Origin of the sequence: Xanthomonas axonopodis pv. maculifoliigardeniae (genome assembly GCF_041519315.1) — a bacterium.
Lineage (GTDB): Bacteria > Pseudomonadota > Gammaproteobacteria > Xanthomonadales > Xanthomonadaceae > Xanthomonas > Xanthomonas euvesicatoria.
In genome coordinates this window covers 3,468,610-3,485,307 of sequence record NZ_CP167998.1, presented here as the reverse complement: position 1 = coordinate 3,485,307, position 16,698 = coordinate 3,468,610, and the positions used below count along the sequence as shown (strand labels likewise).

17 protein-coding genes and 1 tRNA gene are annotated in these 16,698 nt (G+C 64.0%); 13 read left to right on the top strand and 5 right to left on the bottom strand.

The annotated features are described in order from the left end of the window. Positions 1–34 precede the first annotated feature (34 nt). From ruvB to queE, 9 genes are all read left to right on the top strand, one after another. Positions 35–1,075 (top strand): Holliday junction branch migration DNA helicase RuvB, encoded by a 1,041-nt coding sequence (ruvB, locus tag ACDH77_RS15015; protein WP_031423772.1) that lies wholly within the window; start codon positions 35–37, stop codon positions 1,073–1,075. Between the two features lie 52 nt (positions 1,076–1,127). After that, positions 1,128–1,586, top strand: coding sequence for a tol-pal system-associated acyl-CoA thioesterase (ybgC, locus tag ACDH77_RS15010; protein WP_008578064.1), 459 nt, complete (start codon positions 1,128–1,130; stop codon positions 1,584–1,586). Positions 1,587–1,597: 11 nt separating this feature from the next. Next, the gene (tolQ, locus tag ACDH77_RS15005) at positions 1,598–2,377 is read left to right on the top strand and encodes a protein TolQ (protein WP_008578063.1); all 780 of its coding nucleotides are present in this window, start codon (positions 1,598–1,600) and stop codon (positions 2,375–2,377) included. 157 nt (positions 2,378–2,534) lie between these two features. Next, positions 2,535–2,984 carry a protein TolR gene (tolR, locus tag ACDH77_RS15000; RefSeq protein WP_005913652.1) on the top strand — a complete coding sequence of 150 codons (450 nt, stop codon included), beginning with the start codon at positions 2,535–2,537 and terminating at the stop codon, positions 2,982–2,984. Continuing rightward, a complete protein-coding gene (gene tolA / locus ACDH77_RS14995) occupies positions 2,974–4,014 on the top strand; it encodes a cell envelope integrity protein TolA (RefSeq protein WP_008578062.1) in 1,041 nt (346 codons plus the stop codon). The genes tolR and tolA overlap by 11 nt, the downstream gene beginning before the upstream one ends. Positions 4,015–4,202: 188 nt before the next feature. After that, the gene (tolB, locus tag ACDH77_RS14990) at positions 4,203–5,522 is read left to right on the top strand and encodes a Tol-Pal system beta propeller repeat protein TolB (RefSeq protein WP_003482565.1); all 1,320 of its coding nucleotides are present in this window, start codon (positions 4,203–4,205) and stop codon (positions 5,520–5,522) included. 57 nt (positions 5,523–5,579) lie between these two features. Continuing rightward, on the top strand, positions 5,580–6,098 hold the full coding sequence (pal, locus tag ACDH77_RS14985; protein ID WP_003482562.1) for a peptidoglycan-associated lipoprotein Pal: 519 nt from the start codon (positions 5,580–5,582) through the stop codon (positions 6,096–6,098). Between the two features lie 6 nt (positions 6,099–6,104). Then, entirely contained in the window at positions 6,105–6,923 is an 819-nt protein-coding gene (gene ybgF / locus ACDH77_RS14980; protein ID WP_007971751.1) for a tol-pal system protein YbgF, read from the top strand. A gap of 41 nt (positions 6,924–6,964) precedes the next feature. Next, positions 6,965–7,648, top strand: a complete 684-nt coding sequence (gene queE / locus ACDH77_RS14975) for a 7-carboxy-7-deazaguanine synthase QueE (RefSeq protein WP_008578060.1) — start codon at positions 6,965–6,967, stop codon at positions 7,646–7,648. A 249-nt stretch (positions 7,649–7,897) separates the two neighbouring features. On the opposite strand, the gene ACDH77_RS14970 is transcribed toward queE, so the two are convergent. Continuing rightward, positions 7,898–7,973, bottom strand: a tRNA-Lys gene (locus ACDH77_RS14970). A gap of 48 nt (positions 7,974–8,021) precedes the next feature. Continuing rightward, complete coding sequence (gene queC, locus ACDH77_RS14965; RefSeq protein WP_008578058.1) at positions 8,022–8,696, bottom strand: 7-cyano-7-deazaguanine synthase QueC; 675 nt, start codon at positions 8,694–8,696, stop codon at positions 8,022–8,024. Between the two features lie 276 nt (positions 8,697–8,972). Here queC and ACDH77_RS14960 point away from each other — a divergent pair, with 276 nt between their 5' ends. Next, positions 8,973–9,980, top strand: coding sequence for a sensor histidine kinase (locus ACDH77_RS14960; protein ID WP_031423766.1), 1,008 nt, complete (start codon positions 8,973–8,975; stop codon positions 9,978–9,980). Further along, on the top strand, positions 9,977–10,336 hold the full coding sequence (locus ACDH77_RS14955; protein ID WP_218488489.1) for a response regulator: 360 nt from the start codon (positions 9,977–9,979) through the stop codon (positions 10,334–10,336). Before ACDH77_RS14960 ends, ACDH77_RS14955 begins: the two co-directional genes overlap by 4 nt. A 270-nt stretch (positions 10,337–10,606) precedes the next feature. Here ACDH77_RS14955 and ACDH77_RS14950 read toward each other — a convergent pair whose 3' ends face one another. Then, positions 10,607–11,509, bottom strand: coding sequence for a LysR family transcriptional regulator ArgP (locus ACDH77_RS14950; protein ID WP_372353526.1), 903 nt, complete (start codon positions 11,507–11,509; stop codon positions 10,607–10,609). 101 nt (positions 11,510–11,610) lie between these two features. On the opposite strand from ACDH77_RS14950, the gene ACDH77_RS14945 reads away from it, so the two are divergent. Next, the gene (locus tag ACDH77_RS14945; RefSeq protein ID WP_033479514.1) at positions 11,611–12,237 is read left to right on the top strand and encodes a LysE/ArgO family amino acid transporter; all 627 of its coding nucleotides are present in this window, start codon (positions 11,611–11,613) and stop codon (positions 12,235–12,237) included. Positions 12,238–12,595: 358 nt separating this feature from the next. On the opposite strand, the gene ACDH77_RS14940 is transcribed toward ACDH77_RS14945, so the two are convergent. After that, positions 12,596–14,764 (bottom strand): methyl-accepting chemotaxis protein, encoded by a 2,169-nt coding sequence (locus tag ACDH77_RS14940; RefSeq protein ID WP_372353525.1) that lies wholly within the window; start codon positions 14,762–14,764, stop codon positions 12,596–12,598. A 515-nt stretch (positions 14,765–15,279) separates the two neighbouring features. Then, a complete protein-coding gene (locus ACDH77_RS14935; RefSeq protein WP_008578051.1) occupies positions 15,280–15,486 on the bottom strand; it encodes a hypothetical protein in 207 nt (68 codons plus the stop codon). 231 nt (positions 15,487–15,717) lie between these two features. On the opposite strand from ACDH77_RS14935, the gene ACDH77_RS14930 reads away from it, so the two are divergent. Then, on the top strand, positions 15,718–16,428 hold the full coding sequence (locus ACDH77_RS14930) for an rRNA pseudouridine synthase (protein WP_372353524.1): 711 nt from the start codon (positions 15,718–15,720) through the stop codon (positions 16,426–16,428). Positions 16,429–16,698 lie beyond the last annotated feature (270 nt).

The following is a 16,698-nucleotide window of genomic DNA, read 5'->3' as shown; positions in this document are numbered from 1 at the left end:
GGGCCATCCGCGCGCGGCATGAGAAGATGGCCGGATGACTGAGCAGCGCATCATCGCCAGCAGCTCCACCCGCGAAGACGACGCCGCCGATGCGAGCATTCGTCCCAAGCGCCTGGCCGATTATCTCGGTCAGCAGCCGGTGCGCGAGCAGATGGAGATCTACATCCAGGCGGCCAAGGCGCGTGGCGAGGCGATGGATCATGTGCTGATCTTCGGCCCGCCCGGGCTCGGCAAGACCACGCTGAGTCACGTCATCGCCAACGAGCTGGGCGTGAGCCTGCGCGTGACCTCTGGCCCGGTGATCGAAAAGGCCGGCGATCTGGCGGCGTTGCTTACCAACCTGCAGCCGCACGATGTGTTGTTCATCGACGAAATCCATCGCCTTTCGCCGGTGGTGGAAGAAGTGCTGTACCCGGCGATGGAAGATTTTCAGATCGACATCATGATCGGCGACGGCCCGGCCGCGCGCTCGATCAAGATCGACCTGCCGCCGTTCACCCTGATCGGTGCCACCACCCGTGCCGGCCTGCTCACCGCGCCCTTGCGCGACCGCTTCGGCATCGTGCAGCGGCTGGAATTCTATTCCCCGCAGGAATTGACCCGCATCGTGATTCGCTCGGCGGCCATTCTGGGCATCGACTGCACGCCCGAAGGCGCGGCGGAAATCGCACGCCGCGCGCGCGGCACCCCGCGTATCGCCAACCGGCTGCTGCGTCGCGTGCGCGACTACGCCCAGGTCAAGGCGGCCGGGCATATCGATCTGCCGGTGGCGCAGGCGGCCATGCAGATGCTGAAAGTGGATCCGGAAGGCTTTGACGAGCTCGACCGTCGCATGTTGCGCACCATCGTAGAACACTTCGATGGCGGCCCGGTCGGCGTGGAATCGCTGGCCGCCTCGCTGTCGGAGGAGCGCGGCACGCTGGAAGACGTCATCGAGCCGTACCTGATCCAGCAGGGCTTTCTGATCCGCACGGCGCGCGGCCGCATGGTCACGCCCAAGGCCTATCTGCATCTGGGCCTGAAGGTGCCGCGCGAGCGCACCCCGGGCATCGGCGAACCGGGAGACCTGTTTTGACGACGCTCTGCTGGTCGCCAACCTGGGTCGTCACGACCGAAATTCCGTGCCCATGACCATCGAATCCCCATTCTCCAATCCCCAATCCCTGCCGGTATTCAGTTGGCCGACACGCGTCTACTGGGAAGATACCGACGCTGGCGGGGTGGTCTACCACGCGCGCTACGTGGCCTTCATGGAACGCGCGCGCACGGAGTGGATGCGTGCGCTCGGCTACGGGCAGGAGCGTATGCGCCAGGAGCACGACCTGGTGTTTGCGGTCCGCGCGATGCAACTGGATTTCCTCAAGCCGGCCCGGCTCGACGACGCGCTGTCAGTGTCGGCGGTATTGCTGCGATGCAGACGGGCCAGCCTGCTGTTCGCGCAATCGGTCCGTCGCGAAGGCGAAGTGCTGCTGACCGCCGAGGTGCGTATTGCCGCGCTCGGTACCAGCGACTTCCGTCCGCGTGGCATGGACGATGCGCTGTATGACGTGTTGAAAGCTCTAGAAACCCCAGAATCCGATTACTGAGGAACGAACGGATGTCGATTGCATTGCTCCTGGCCCTGCAGGACACGGTAGTGGAAGCACTGCCGCAGGACGTCGCCGCTGCCGCGGCGCAGACCGCCAGCGTGGCGCACAACAGCAGCATCAACTATGTAGACCTGATCCTGCGCGCCAGTATCCCGGTCAAGATCATCGTGTTGCTGCTGCTGATCGGCTCGTTCATCAGCTGGGTGATCATTTTCCGCAAGGCGCGTGCGTTCAAGCTGGCCAATCGCGAGGCCGACGAGTTCGAGAACCGCTTCTGGTCCGGTGCGGACCTGGCCAAGCTGTACGCCTCGGCCACCGACCGCAACCGCACCGTAGGCGGTCTGGAATCGATGTTCGAAAGCGGCTTCCGCGAGTTCTCGCGTCTACGCGACCGCCGCCGTCTGGATGCGCGCGTGCAGCTGGAAGGCGCGCAGCGTGCCATGCGCACCGCGTTCACGCGCGAAGTCGACCAGCTCGAGCGCAACCTCGAACTGCTGGCCAACATCGGCTCCACTGCGCCGTACGTCGGCCTGGTCGGCACCGTGTTCGGCATCATGGTGACCATGCACGACATGGTCAGCAGCGGCGAGCAGGCCGGTATCGCCGCGGTGGCGCCGGGTATCTCCGAAGCGTTGTTCGCCACCGCCATCGGTCTGTTCGTGGCGATTCCGGCCGTGTGGGCCTACAACCGCTTCACCACCCGCGTGGAACGGCTGTCGGTGCGCTATGAGACCTTCGCCGACGAGTTCAGCTCCATCCTGCAGCGCCAGGCCGGCGCGGACGAGTGATGCGCGCTGCCGGCATGCCCCCGCATGGCGTGACGCGGGAAGTGTCCGGCAGGGCCAGTCGCGTCGGTGCGCAGTGCCACGTGCAGGTGTCCCTTTTCGGGGCACCGTGCAAGCGCACTGCCAGCCGGCGCCGAGGACTAATTAGGAACGTTTCGCGATGATCTCCGGTATTTCCCGTCGTAAGAAGCGCAAGCTCAAATCCGACATCAACGTCGTGCCGTATATCGACGTGATGCTGGTGCTGCTGATCATCTTCATGGTCACCGCACCGTTGCTGACCCTGAGTACCGACGTCAGCCTGCCCAGCTCGCGCGCCAAGGCGCTGGAAAGCAAGCAGGACCCGGTGGTGGTGGTGGTCGCTGCCGATGGCAAATTGGCGCTGCAGCTGCCCAAGGGCAAGCCGCAGGCGATGGACGTGGCTGCTCTGCAGGCACAGCTGGCTGCCATCGTGGCGCAGGACAAGGACGCACGTGTGGTGGTGGCCGGCGATCGCGCCGCGCCGTACCAGAAGATCATGGATGCCATCGACGTGCTCAAGCAGGCCAAGGTCGAGAAAGTGGGCCTGATTTCCGACTCCGGCGGCACCGCAGGCAGCGATGCACGCTGACGCACTCCCCACGCAGACGGCGCGCGATGACGGCTGGTTTCGACCGGTCGTCCTGGCATTGGTCGTGCACGTCCTGGTCGCGCTGGTGTTTATCGCCGGCTGGCTGTGGTCGCCCGAACGCTCGGTGGAGCCGGCGGCCGGCGACCCCAGCATGGAGGCCTCGCTGGACGTGTCGGCTGCCGAGGCGCGGGTTGCGCGCCAGGCACTGAAGGCCACGCCGGTCGAAACGCCGCCCCCGCCTGCGCCGTTGCCCGAACCCGCGCCGGAAGACAGCGTGCCACCGCCGCAGCCGATCCCCGAGCCGCGCCCGCAGGATGCGCCCACGCCGCAGCAGGCGCAGGCACAGGAGCGCATAGCCCAGCCCGACAAGGTCGACCAGGAGCGCGTGGATGCACTGGCCATTTCCGCCGAAAAGGCCAAGCAGGAACAGGAAGCCAAGCGTCGCCAGGAGCAGATCGACCTGACCGAGCGGAAACGCCAGGAAGAGGCCGAGCAGAAATTGCGCCTTGCCAAGCAGCAGGAAGAGGCCGACGCCAAGAAGAAACAGGCGGCCGCACAGCAGGCGGCGGAAGAAGCCGAACGCCAGAAGAAGATCGCCGACATCCGTCGTCAGCGCGCGCAAGCCGATAAGGAGATGGCGCTGGCCGAACAGAAGTTGCGCCAGGTCGCCGCCGCACGTGCGCAGCAGGCCTCCGCGGCCGCGGCGACCAGCGCGCAACCGACAGCAGGGCAGGGCGGTACCAGTACCGACCTGTCGGCCAAGTACGCCGCGGCGATTCAACAGAAAGTGTTGGCGCAGTGGGTGCGTCCGCCGTCGGTGCCGCCAGGCCAGAAATGCACCATCAACATCCGCCAGTTGCCGGGCGGCAGCGTGATGGAGGCCAAGGTGGCGCCGGGCTGCCCCTACGACGAGGCTGGCCAGCGTTCGATCGAAGCAGCCGTGTTGAGCGCCCAGCCATTGCCTTACCGCGGGTTCGAGTCGGTGTTCCAGCGCAACCTGACCTTTGTGTTCACTGCGCAGGATCAGTAATCGTTGTCGGGCTGCGGCGGCCACTGGCGCCGCAGCCTGGTGCCACCCCGCGTGATCGCCCATGGGGCTGTCCATGTCGCTACACCATCGCTCGCTCCGTTTTCACGTCAACTCATTCACGATTGCGAGTATGTTCACTCGTTGATTGCTATCCCTTGCACACTTTTCCTGCCCGATCCGAGCCGTCCATGAAAAAACCGCTGCGTTGGCTAGCCGCCTTGACCGCCCTGTTGTTGCCGCTGAGCGCACTCGCGCAGCAGCAAGGTCTCACCATCGATATCGTCGGCGGTAGCGCGTCTGCCACGCCGATCGCTGTCATTCCGATGCCGTATCAGGGCTCGGGCACCGCGCCGCAGACCGACGTGTCCGCCGTGGTCGGCGCCGACCTGGATCGTTCCGGGCAGTTCCGCACGTTGCCGGCCGCGCAGATCGTCGAAAAGCCGACCCGTGGCACCGAGGTGCAGTTCCAGACCTGGCGCACCCTCAAGCAGAACTACATCGTGGTCGGCCGTGTCATGGACGCCGGCGAAGGCGCATACCGGGTTGAATACGAGTTGTTCGACGTGGCCAAGGGCGAGCGCATGCTGGGCCTGGCGATGACGGCGCGTGCCAACGCAATGCGCGATGTTTCGCACCAGATGGCCGATGCCATCTACGAGAAAATCACAGGCGTACGCGGTGCCTTCTGGACCCGCATTGCCTATGTGACTGCCAGCGGCAAGGGCGGCGCCATGCGTTATGCGCTGATGGTGGCCGACTCGGACGGCTACAACCCGCAGACCATCGTGCGTTCGGCCGAGCCGCTGCTGTCGCCCAACTGGAGCCCGGACGGCAAGAAGCTGGCGTATGTGAGCTTCGAGCGCGGCAACTCGTCGATCTACCTGCAGGACATCGCCACCGGTGCACGCGAACTGGTGTCCAGCTTCCGTGGCATCAACGGCGCGCCGTCGTTCTCGCCGGACGGACGTCGCCTGGCGCTGGCGCTGTCGCGCAGCGGTAACCCGGAAATTTACGTGATGGACCTGGGGAGCAAGCAGCTCACCCAGCTCACCAACCACTTCGGCATCGACACCGAGCCGACCTGGGCGCCGGATGGCGGCAGCATCTACTTCACCTCCGATCGCGGTGGTCGTCCGCAGATCTACCAGGTGGCAGCCAGCGGCGGCAGCGCCAACCGTGTGACCTTCCAGGGCAACTACAACGCCACCGCCAGCGTGTCGTTCGACGGCAAGAAGATTGCCGTGGCTCAGGGCAGCGGCAACACCTACCGCATCGCGATGATGGACCGCAGCCTGGGTTCGCCCAGCTGGAGCACGCTGTCGCCGGGGTCGCTGGACGAATCGCCGAGCTTTGCGCCTAACGCCAGTATGGTGTTGTACGCCGCACGCGAAGGCGGCCGTGGCGTGCTGTACGCGGTCTCCTCCGACGCTCGGGTCCGCCAGCGCCTGGTGCTGGCCGACGGCGATGTGAGAGAACCCGCATGGGGGCCTTACCGAACCGCGCATTAATGTTAATATTTCGCTGCGTTAAACCACTCATTGGCCCAGAGCCTCCATAGGTACCCCATGAACAAGTCCACCCGCGTCTTGCTTGTCTCCCTGCTGTCCGTTGCTGTGCTGGCTGGTTGCTCGAAGAAGGTGAAGGAAACTCCGCCTCCTGCGACCGATACCACCGCTGGTTCCTCGGTTCCCACCGGCCCGTCCACCTCTGGCCTGTACGGCCCGGGCGACCTGGATACCGATGCCTGCCTGCGTCAGCGCGTTGTTTACTTCGATCTGGATCAGGACTCCCTGAAGCCGGAATTCCAGGCCATCATGGCTTGCCACGCCAAGTACCTGCGTGACCGTCCTTCCTCGCGCATCACCCTGCAGGGCAATGCGGACGAGCGTGGTTCGCGTGAGTACAACATGGGTCTGGGCGAGCGTCGCGGCAATGCCGTGTCGTCCTCGCTGCAGGCTGCCGGCGGCTCGGCCAGCCAGCTGACCGTCGTCAGCTACGGCGAAGAGCGTCCGGTCTGCACCGAGTCGAACGAGTCCTGCTGGTCGCAGAACCGCCGCGTCGAAATCGTGTACACGGCTCAGTAAGAAGCGATGCGCTTTCGAGTGACATCCCTGTTCGTCGCGGCGGCCCTCGTGGTCGCCGCGCCGGCATACGCCCAGCGAGCCAGTCTCGCTGATCGTGTGGCCGTGCTCGAGCAGCAGCAGGCCAATAGTCAGGCCAACAACGATCTCCTCAATCAGCTGCAGCAGGCGCGTTCGGACCTGCAGGCATTGCGGTCGACCGTCGAACAGCTGCAGCACGACAATGAGCAACTCAAGCAGCAGTCCAAGGACCAATATCTGGACCTGGATGGACGCTTGAACCGGTTGGAAGGCGCAGGTGGCGCAACACCGCCATTGCCCCCAGCGACCGGCAGCGTGACCCCGGCCCCGGCACCTGCCGCGCGGCCCGCAGCGGCGGCAACTTCCGAGAAGCCGCCAACCGTCCATGGCGACCCAGGCACCCTGGCCGTCAGCAACGACGAACGTACGGCCTACAACGTGGCCTTCGATGCATTGAAGAACGGCAAGTACGACGATGCGTCGCAGCTGTTCCTGAGCTTTCTGGAGCTCTATCCCAACGGCGTGTATACCCCCAATGCCTTGTATTGGCTGGGCGAGAGCTATTACGCCACCCGTAATTTCCAGCTTGCCGAGGCGCAGTTCCGTGATCTCGTCAGCCGCTATCCCACGCATGACAAGGCCGCCGGCGGCTTGTTGAAGCTTGGCCTGTCGCAGTACGGCGAAGGCAAGAACAACGAGGCCCAGCAGACCTTGCAGCAGGTTGCTTCGCAGTACCCCGGCTCCGACGCGGCACGCGTTGCGCAGGAGCGCCTGCAGTCCATCCGTCTCGGCCAGCAACTGCGCTGAGCCTCGCGTTCGTGCCTGCCGGCACGGCGCATACTTTGCCCATGAATGCCGCCGCCGTCCCCAGCGAGATCGTCCAGTCGCCATTGCCGCGATTGAAGATCACCGAAATCTTTTTGTCCTTGCAAGGCGAGGCCGAAGCAGCTGGCTGGCCTACGGTATTCGTGCGCCTGACCGGCTGCCCGTTGCGCTGCCTGTACTGCGACACCGCCTACGCGTTCCATGGCGGGCAGTGGCATGACATTGACGCAATCGTTGCCGAAGTCGCCAGTCACGGCGTGCGCCATGTCTGCGTGACCGGCGGCGAGCCGTTGGCGCAGAAGCGTTGCCTGGTTCTGCTGGAGAAGCTCTGCGACGCCGGTTACGACGTCTCGTTGGAGACCTCCGGTGCGCTGGACGTGTCTGCCGTCGATCCGCGCGTCTCGCGCGTGGTCGACATCAAGACGCCCGCATCCGGCGAGGAGGCACGCAATCGCTGGGAAAACCTGCCGCTGCTGACCGCGCGCGACCAGATCAAGTTCGTGATCTGCAGCCGCGCCGACTACGAATGGTCGCGCGAGATCGTCGCCGCGCATGCACTGGATCGCCGCTGCACGGTGTGGTTTTCGCCCAGCAAAAGCGAGGTGAGCCCGCGGCAATTGGCCGACTGGATCGTGGCAGACCGCTTGCCGGTGCGCTTCCAGATGCAGCTGCACAAGCTGCTGTGGAACGACGAGCCTGGGCGGTGAGGATCAGGCGCGTAGCGCAGTGCATCAGGCGACTGCCTTGCGCTGGCAAAAAGTCCGGACGGTGTTTTGATTTGCTCAGGCAGCCGGTGATCCCACAAAGTGGCAAAGACCTGTAGCCGCTATGCGGTGATGCGTTAGCGTAACGGCGCACCGGTGTCCGCGCGCTCGTACGGGCGCGCGAATACTGCGCAATTGCCGAGCCGATGCCTTCTGCGGAGCGATGAAGTTCGCTGAAAGCCTTGCTGGAGATGGTGGGCCGTGATGGATTCGAACCATCGACCAAAAGATTAAAAGTCTTCTGCTCTACCGACTGAGCTAACGGCCCACTGACCCCGACATTGCGTCGGGGTGCGCATTCTACCCTACGCGGGCGTCAAGACAAAATGGCGTAGTGCGTGGGGTCGGGAACGCCGGCATCGGCGAAGCCGGCCGCGCGCAGGCGGCAGGCGTCGCAGTGGCCGCAGGCGCGTCCATCGGCATCGGCGCGGTAGCAGGAGACGGTGAGGCCGAAGTCCACACCCAGGCGCACGCCTTCACGGACGATGTCGGCCTTGCTGAGGAACTGCAGCGGTGCGTGCACGCGCAGCCCTGCACCTTCCACGCCTGCCTTGGTGGCCAAGTTGGCCAGCACCTCGAAAGCGCGCACGAACTCGGGACGGCAATCGGGGTAGCCGGAGTAGTCCACCGCATTGACGCCACAGAACAGGTCGTTGGCGCCGACGACCTCGGCCCAACCGAGCGCCAGCGACAGCATGATGGTGTTGCGCGCGGGCACGTAGGTGACGGGGATGCCGTCGCCGCCAGCGTCGGGGACGTCGATGTCGTCGGTCAATGCCGAGCCGCCGATGCTGCGCAGGTCCACGTCGACCACCTTGTGCGCAACGACGCCCTGCGCGGCAGCGACGCGCGCTGCGGCGTCCAGTTCGGACGTATGGCGTTGGCCATAGCGCACGCTCAGCGCGTAGACGGCAAAGCCCTGCTCCTGCGCGAGTGCGATGACGGCGGCGGAATCCATGCCACCGGACAACAGAACAACGGCTTTTTTCATGGCGAATCGGCGATCACTGCGGAATAAGCCCGAAGGCTATCAGGGACGATGGCGCAGGGCGACCAGGGACCGGTCTTCGATCCGGCTCCGGTTGGCGCGGGGTTGGCCGGTGCAGGCACGAAACAGTGGAATGCGCTTACGGTATTGGTCGATCGCAACCGCTTTGTCCGGCGACGGCGCGCGTCTTTGTTGAGCTGGATCCGACGTCAAATACGCATGATCAGGCGTTCACGTAAGTCCATTTATCGTTCGCTTCAATTTTGGAACCATGACGCAATGGCCGAGCATCAGGAAGACGCAGCGAAATCGCGCATTTACGAGGCCCTGCTACAGGCGACACCGGATCTTTTGTATGTGTTCGATATCCAGCATCGCTTCGTCTACGCCAATCAGGCGTTGTTGACGATGTGGGGCATGCGCTGGGAAGACGCCTGCGGCAAAACCTGCCTGGAACTGGGCTACGAGCCCTGGCATGCGGCCATGCACGATGAAGAGATCGAACAGGTGATCGCAACAGGCCAGCCAGTGCGCGGCGAAGTGCCATTCCCGCATACGACCAAGGGCCTGCGCATCTACGACTACATTTTTACCCCGGTGTTCGGACCCGACGGCAAAGTCGAGGCGATCGCCGGCGCCACGCGCGACATCACCGAACACAAGCAGCATGAGCAGCATCTGCAGCTGTTGATCAACGAGCTCAACCACCGGGTCAAGAACTCGTTGGTGATGGTGCAATCGTTGGCGCGGCAGTCGTTCACCAACGCCGGTGGCCTGGCCGACGCACAGGAAAAGCTCGACGCGCGTTTGCTGGCGCTGTCGCGGGCACACGACACGCTGACGCGCGAAAACTGGGTCAGCGCCGACATCCTGGAACTGACCCGCGACGCTGCCGCGCTGTATGAGTCGCACGACAGCCAGCGCTTCACGTTGCAGGGTGATTCCTGTCGGCTTGATCCGCGGCGGGCATTGGCGCTGTCGATGGCGCTGCATGAGCTGTGCACCAACGCGCTCAAGCACGGCGCCTTATCCTTGCCAGCTGGCAATGTGCTGGTTTCGTGGGAGCGCAGCACGCGTGGCGAGCAGGAGCTGCTTGAATTGATCTGGCGGGAAACCGGCGGGCCGCCCGTGCAGCCACCCACGCGCAAGGGGTTCGGCACGCGTCTTCTGGAGCGTGGCTTGAAGCACGACCTCAAGGGCGACGTTGAGCTGTCCTTCGATCCGGCTGGCGTGTGCTTCCGCGTTTCCATCCCGTTGCCGCCCGAGCATGCCGAGGCACGGCCATGACCATGCGCGTACTTTTGGTCGAAGACGAATCGTTGGTGGCGATGCTCTTGGAGGATTGCCTGGCGGAACTGGGCTACGAGGTGGTGGCAACCGTGGCCGACGTGGACGCTGCGTTGCAAGCGGTGCAGGCAGGCAACCTCGACCTGGCACTGCTGGATATCAATCTTGGCGGCACCTTGTCGTTTCCGATTGCGGAAGAACTGGATGCGCGCGGTGTTCCGTATATCTTCGTGACCGGCTATGCGCGGGGTGGGATTCCCGAAAAGTACCGGCACCGGCATGGCCTGCAGAAACCCTTCCATTTTCGTGATCTAAAACATGCGCTATCGCTGTTGCAGCAGCGCAGCGCCGAGTGATCAGCGCGGGTCTTGTTGCAGTTGAACGACATGGGGGCGCTGAGAAGTTCGATATCGCCGACCGCCGCAATGCTCCGACGTGCATGGCACCCCATGCATTCAACCGGTGCGGACAGTGATTGGAATCGGCACTTGGGCCTGCCTGCGCAGCGATTATCCGGCTAGCGTGGCAGGTGTAGCCAATGTGGCGATGGGTGCCGGAATTCGCAGCGTATGCAGATGCATGGCATCCCGGCGACGGGCAGGCGGTGAGAACGATGGCCGTGGTGTCTATCTGCTGCCACGCAAGCTGGTGGCAGCGGCCTCGCGCAGTGCCTGGTTGAGTTGCTGCAACACGTTCGAGCGCACAGCGGCGTACTGCCAGTACAGCGGAACATCGAGCCAGCGGGTGGGGTTGACGATGACGACCTGCTTGTTGCGCACCGCAGGCAGCACCATCGCTTCGGGCGCCAGGCACCAGCCCAGCCCGCGTGCAGCGGCTTCGACAAAACCGGTGGAGGTGGGCAGGTAATGCGTGGGCGGGCTCAGCGGGCTACGCGTGACCCGCCTGACGAAACGCGCCTGCAAGGTGTCCTTGCGATTGAACACCAGCATCGGCGCCTTTCCCAGCGCGTCGGCAGTGAAGCCACCCTGGAAATGCGCAGCGACGAACGCCGCCGATGCGATCGCGTGGTAACGCATCACGCCCAACGCCTGGACATTGCAACCCTGCAGTGGCGCGCGCTCGGAGGTGACTGCGCCCAGCACGCTGCCAGCGCGCAGCAACTCCAGGGTGTGGTCCTGGTCGTCCATCTGCACATCGAACAAGAAGCCGTGCGCCTGGTGGAGCGAAGACAGCGCCTGCAGGAACCAGGTCTGCAACGAGTCGTCATTGACCGCGATGGCGAGGGTACGTGGATGCCCGGCGATGCCATCGCCAGGCAGCAAGTCGGCGATCGCTTCGGCTTCGAGGACCTGCATGGGCTTGAGCCGGCGCAGCAGCCGTTCGCCGGCCGGCGTGGGCCGGCAAGGCGCCGTGCGCATGACCAGTACCTGCCCGAGTCGGTCTTCGAGCGCCTTGATGCGTTGCGAGATTGCCGAGGGCGTCAGTGCAAGACGCTGCGCGGCGGCGTCGAAGCTGCCTTCGTCCAGCACGGCTGCGAAGGCGGCCAATTGCGGATGCAGAAGATCCATGCGTTCACCTGCATTAGAAATGCTAATCAGCATACAGATTATTTAGTTTTCCTAATTCGATGTAAGGGCACACGATGCGCGCCTGCCTCGGAGACACCACCATGATCGTTCAAGCAACAGTGGCCGGTTTTCTTGCCGGTGCCGGTCTCATCGTCGCGATCGGCGCGCAGAATGCGTTCGTGCTGCGGCAAGGGCTCAAGCGCCAGCACGTGGGATTGGTGGTGGCGATCTGTGCACTTGGCGATATCGCGCTGATCCTGCTCGGCGTTGCTGGAATCGGCGCGTTGGCGCAGCAATACGCGGGCCTGCTGCAGCTGTTGCGCTACGCGGGGGCCGCATTTCTGGCAGTGTATGGGTGGATGGCCGCATGCCGTGCCTGGCGCGGAGATGGCGCAATGTCGCCGGCAGAACACGGCGAAGACCGCTGGCAACGCGCCATGCTCACCTGCCTGGGGTTTACCTTCCTCAACCCGCACGTCTATCTCGATACGATGCTCTTGCTCGGCAGCCTGGCCACGCATTACCCCGGCGCGTTGCGCTGGGCATTTGCACTGGGTGCGTGTATCGCCAGCGTGAGCTGGTTCTCTGGCCTGGGCTATGGGGCCCGCTTGTTGCAGCCGGTGTTCCGGCATCCGCGTGCGTGGCGGATACTGGATGGACTGATCGCGGTCTTCATGCTGCTGCTGTGTGTGCTGTTGCTGCTACCCGAGCACGCGGCGCTGCGCTAATCGCTCTGGCTGGACGGTGTGATGCAGTATCGCGCATGACTTGCGACGCATCAGAGCTGGGTATCCCGATCCATCGTGATCTGTTGCCGTACACCGCCAGGCCAGGGCCACCGGATCGTCGCTGACGCTGCGATTGCGCGCCACTTCGCGGTGTTTGGGCCGTTTCATCGGCAGCGAACAGGCGGCATTGCCGTGGATGGTGCCCCTGGGATGTGGACGGCGCCGTTGCAACATCCAGGCGCGCCTCCCAGGGCGCGCTTGGGACGAGGTCAGTGGCGTGTTGCGATTGCCGCCGGCAACCGCTTCGGTGCGCTCACGCCAGCTGCGCCTCTGCAGGGCAGCCAGCGGGCCATGCCACTCAGGCGTGGCGTACCTTGTCCAACAGATGCGCGACCGGCGCGGTAGCGCGGGTGTCTGCGCGGCGCGCGTGCCGTGCATCGATCTTGAAGATGGCGACCGCGTCGGTGAGGTGCACGGCTTGTTCTTCCATGGAGCGGGCCGCGGCAGTGGCTTCTTCCACCAGCGCCGCATTCTGTTGCGTGGTCTCGTCCATGTGCGTGATGGTGTGATTGACCTGTTCGATGCCGGCAGATTGCTCCTGCGAGGCCGCCGAAATTTCGCCCATGATGTCGGTGACGCGCTGGACGCTGGCCACAACCTCGCACATGGTCTTGCCGGCGCTGTGCACCAGTGCCGAGCCTTCGGCCACGCGTTGGACGGAATCGTCGATCAGGTCCTTGATCTCCTTGGCTGCGCCGGAGGAGCGTTGCGCCAGCGTGCGCACTTCCGAGGCGACAACCGCAAAACCACGGCCCTGCTCGCCTGCCCGGGCAGCTTCCACCGCGGCGTTCAGCGCCAGGATGTTGGTCTGGAAGGCAATGCCGTCGATGACGGAGATGATGTCGGCGATCTTCTTGGACGAGGCTTCGATACCACTCATCGTGTCCACGACCTTGCCGACCACATTGCCCCCCTCCGAGGCCACGCGTGCGGCGCCGATCGCCAGTTGATTGGCCTGGCGCGCACTCTCGGCATTCTGCTTGACGGTGGAGGTCAGCTCTTCCATCGAAGCGGCGGTCTCTTCCAGGTTGGCCGCCTGCTGCTCGGTCCGCTGGGACAGATCCTGATTGCCCGCGGCGATCTCGCTGGCCGCCGCGTTGATCGACACGGCCGATTGCTGGATGTTGCCGACGATCTGCGCCAGCTGGCTCGCCGTTGCGTTGGCGTCATCGCGCATCTGTGCGAACACGCCGCGGAAGTCGCCGCTCATGCGTGCGGTGAGGTCGCCCGCTGCGATCGACTGCAGCAGTGCCGACAGCGATTGCAGATTGCCGTCCGCGGTGGACATCAATTGGTTCAGGCTCTCCACCATGATGCGGAAATCGAACTGGAAGCGTTCGACATCGCCACGGGCGCTGAAGTCGCCATTGGCAGCCGCCTGTGCCAGGTGCCTGATTTGGTGATTCATCGCCGAAAGGTTGAGCTTGACCTGCGACATGGTGTTGCTGAAGGCGGCTTTTTCGCCCGGCAGGGGCTGCATGTCTTCGGAGAGTTCGCCGATGGCATAGCGCCCCATGATGCGCGCCAGATCGTTTTGCACGGCGACGTGCGAGGCCACCAACGCGTTGGTGTCGTTGGCCATGCGGCCGTAGTCGCCCGGAAACACGGTTGCGTCGATGCGGAAGCTGATCTGGCCGTTGTCGTGATGCTTGGCCATGTCGGTCTGCGCCGCGATGAGGTTGCGCAGCTGCAGTTGCATCTTGTCCATGGCCTGCAACAGACGACCGGTTTCATCCGTTGCGGTGGTGTGCACATCGTTGCGCAGATTGCCTGCGGCGATGGCTTCGGCAGTGCGCGTGGCCTGGCTCAACGGCGTGGTGAGGCTGCGCGTGATCAACCATGCGAGCAGCGCACTGATCACCAGCGCAGCGATGCCGCCGCTGGCCAGGATGATCTTGCCGTTGTGCATCGATGCAACCGCTGCCGCGTATGCGTCTTTGCTGAGGCGGCGCTCCAAGGCCGCATTTGCAGCAATTGCGGCTTGTTGCTCGTCCATCGCCGCAGCGGCAGCGCCTTGCAACAAGGCCTGCGCTTGCTGATTCTGGTCGCGCATGCCGTAGTCGAGAATCTGGTTGTTGAACTTGACCGAGATGTCGCGCTTTTCCTGCACCAGTGCGAGCGCGCTTTTCTCGAGTTCGCTACTTGGCATCGCAGCCAAGGCATCGTGGGCTTGCTTGTAGCGCGCACGACTCTTTTCGATGATGTCCAGTGCGCGCCGGTTGGCCGCATCGCCGGACACCATCACCACGTCGCGCAAGCCAATCGCCACGTTGGTATTGGCGTCGAGCATTTCGGAGGACAGCCGGATCCTTTCCATGTTGTTGTTGACGATGGTGTCCAGCTCATAACGCGCATTGGACATGGTGATCAGGCCGGTCGCCACCAGCAGGCCCGACAGCAGAATCAAAATGCCGAAGGCCATTCCGAGGCGACGGCCGACATTGAGGCGTTGCAGAAAGTCATTCATGACCGCTTCCAGGTAGTACAGCTGAGCAGCTCGGTGGATGCGGGGTGCATCGACTCAAGCGTCTTGCCCAGCTAGCGGCCGGATTTGAGGGAGCTAAAGACCGTCGATCGAAAATACTTACCGCTGATTCATTACAGATCGGAAGTTTCCTGACAGCAGTTTCCCGCGTCCTGACACGGGCGCCCCAGGGCGCAAATTCGGATGTGTCTGGCCGGATCGAAGCGTGCCAGGAATGCAGCGATTTTCCGACGTCTTGCCGACATGTGCGCTGACCGACAGACGCGTATGACCGGCCGCCGGATTGCATGCAGGGCCCAGTGCTGCATCGAACGCTGGGCAACGATCTGCCGCGAGCCCGTGGGCGGATAGGTCGTGCGAGCTACTTCATTGGAGGTGCGCCACGCCGTATGCCGAGCGGATTGCCGCGCCGCAGCATGCATGCCAGTAAGCACCGCGTGCTGCAGCGTGAGCCATCGCGCGCGCAGCGGCGCGACGCGATGGCGATCACTCTTTGCTCAGGCTTCCAGCGCAGCGACCACGTCTGCGTGCAGTTGCTTGGCGCCACTCTCGCTGTTGAAGCGCGCAAAGACTTCTTCGCCGGAGATCAGCCCGACCCGAACCGAGTGGCAATACGACCCAAAGCTTTCGCCAGCATTGAATGGGTCGCTGATGACAGAGATATGGTTGAGGCGGACCCGGGCGGTGCCGAACTGGATAAACATCTGCGATCTCCTGTGTGAGCTTCGAGTTTCCCACGTTGTCGTGCGGTGCAGAAGCGTTTGCCGGTGCCTGCGTGCACACGGCGTTTGCCGTTGCGTTGGTGGCGGGCAATGCGCAACTTGCGCAGGCGCACCGTCCAATGCATTGGGCAACGCTCATCGCTGCCGTGCAACGACTCACGCGGGCGAGCAGCCAGCACGTACACTGCTGTCCCCTGATGCTGAGCTCGCCCGATGTCCGATCCGATCCGTCTCGATAAATGTGTAGCTGCCGCGATCGGCTGCTCGCGTGGCGAGGCCCAGCAGTACATCGAGGGTGGGTGGGTCAGCGTGGACGGCGTGGTGGTCGAAGAACCGCAGACGCTGGCTACCGCGGCGCAGGTCACCCTGGCCGAAAATGCGGTACTGGCGTCTGCCGAGCCCGCCACCTTGTTGCTGCACAAGCCGGCAGGCATCTGCGTCGATGCCGCGCTGGCGCTGGCCACCCCGGCAACGCGCAGCGCACTGGATCAGGCGGAAGTACGTGTGCTGAAACGGCACTTCCTACGCTTGCACGCACCGCTGCCGCTGGAAGACGCCGCAAGCGGCCTGCTGATCCTGAGCCAGGATGGCCGCGTGCTGCGCCGGTTGAGCGCTGACGCCAGCGCGATCGAGCAGGAATTTCTGGTCGAAGTGCGCGGTGAATTGCGCCCTTACGGCATGGCGCGGCTGGCGCATGGCTTGGTCTATCAGCAGCGCAGTCTGTCGCCCTGCAAGGTGAGCTGGCAAAACGAAGACCGCCTGCGGTTTGCGATCAAGCACGTGCAGCCGGGCCAATTGCGCTACATGTGCGGCGAAGTGGGCCTGGAGGTCGTGAGCATTCGCCGCCTGCGCGTGGGCCGGGTGTCGCTGGGCAAGCTGGCGATCGGCGAATGGCGCTACCTGCCGGCAGGTGAGCGGTTCTGACTGCAGCACGGAGTATGCGGCTGCAGCCGCTGGAATCACGTCGCGCTGTGTGCAAGCGTACTCAGTCACGGCCAGCAGCGCATGCAGCGATTATTTCTTGTTGCGCTTTTTCTTGGCACGCGTGACCAGAAACAGCACAACGGCAATCACACCGATGACCAGGATGATGAAGGCCGGAGATAAAAACGAATTGTCGCCCATGCGGAACTCCTGACAGTCTTGCGCAGCACAGCGCTGCGATGACGTTAGCCTAGCGAGCGGCCTGCTTGA

What these genes read in the sequence shown, in the direction of transcription:
- ruvB (WP_031423772.1), top strand. Translation starts at nt 35, where the DNA reads ATGACTGAGCAGCGCATCATCGCCAGCAGCTCCACCCGCGAAGACGAC.
- ybgC (WP_008578064.1), top strand. Translation starts at nt 1,128, where the DNA reads ATGACCATCGAATCCCCATTCTCCAATCCCCAATCCCTGCCGGTATTC.
- tolQ (WP_008578063.1), top strand. Translation starts at nt 1,598, where the DNA reads ATGTCGATTGCATTGCTCCTGGCCCTGCAGGACACGGTAGTGGAAGCA.
- tolR (WP_005913652.1), top strand. Translation starts at nt 2,535, where the DNA reads ATGATCTCCGGTATTTCCCGTCGTAAGAAGCGCAAGCTCAAATCCGAC.
- tolA (WP_008578062.1), top strand. Translation starts at nt 2,974, where the DNA reads ATGCACGCTGACGCACTCCCCACGCAGACGGCGCGCGATGACGGCTGG.
- tolB (WP_003482565.1), top strand. Translation starts at nt 4,203, where the DNA reads ATGAAAAAACCGCTGCGTTGGCTAGCCGCCTTGACCGCCCTGTTGTTG.
- pal (WP_003482562.1), top strand. Translation starts at nt 5,580, where the DNA reads ATGAACAAGTCCACCCGCGTCTTGCTTGTCTCCCTGCTGTCCGTTGCT.
- ybgF (WP_007971751.1), top strand. Translation starts at nt 6,105, where the DNA reads ATGCGCTTTCGAGTGACATCCCTGTTCGTCGCGGCGGCCCTCGTGGTC.
- queE (WP_008578060.1), top strand. Translation starts at nt 6,965, where the DNA reads ATGAATGCCGCCGCCGTCCCCAGCGAGATCGTCCAGTCGCCATTGCCG.
- queC (WP_008578058.1), bottom strand. Translation starts at nt 8,696, where the DNA reads ATGAAAAAAGCCGTTGTTCTGTTGTCCGGTGGCATGGATTCCGCCGCC.
- ACDH77_RS14960 (WP_031423766.1), top strand. Translation starts at nt 8,973, where the DNA reads ATGGCCGAGCATCAGGAAGACGCAGCGAAATCGCGCATTTACGAGGCC.
- ACDH77_RS14955 (WP_218488489.1), top strand. Translation starts at nt 9,977, where the DNA reads ATGACCATGCGCGTACTTTTGGTCGAAGACGAATCGTTGGTGGCGATG.
- ACDH77_RS14950 (WP_372353526.1), bottom strand. Translation starts at nt 11,509, where the DNA reads ATGGATCTTCTGCATCCGCAATTGGCCGCCTTCGCAGCCGTGCTGGAC.
- ACDH77_RS14945 (WP_033479514.1), top strand. Translation starts at nt 11,611, where the DNA reads ATGATCGTTCAAGCAACAGTGGCCGGTTTTCTTGCCGGTGCCGGTCTC.
- ACDH77_RS14940 (WP_372353525.1), bottom strand. Translation starts at nt 14,764, where the DNA reads ATGAATGACTTTCTGCAACGCCTCAATGTCGGCCGTCGCCTCGGAATG.
- ACDH77_RS14935 (WP_008578051.1), bottom strand. Translation starts at nt 15,486, where the DNA reads ATGTTTATCCAGTTCGGCACCGCCCGGGTCCGCCTCAACCATATCTCT.
- ACDH77_RS14930 (WP_372353524.1), top strand. Translation starts at nt 15,718, where the DNA reads ATGTCCGATCCGATCCGTCTCGATAAATGTGTAGCTGCCGCGATCGGC.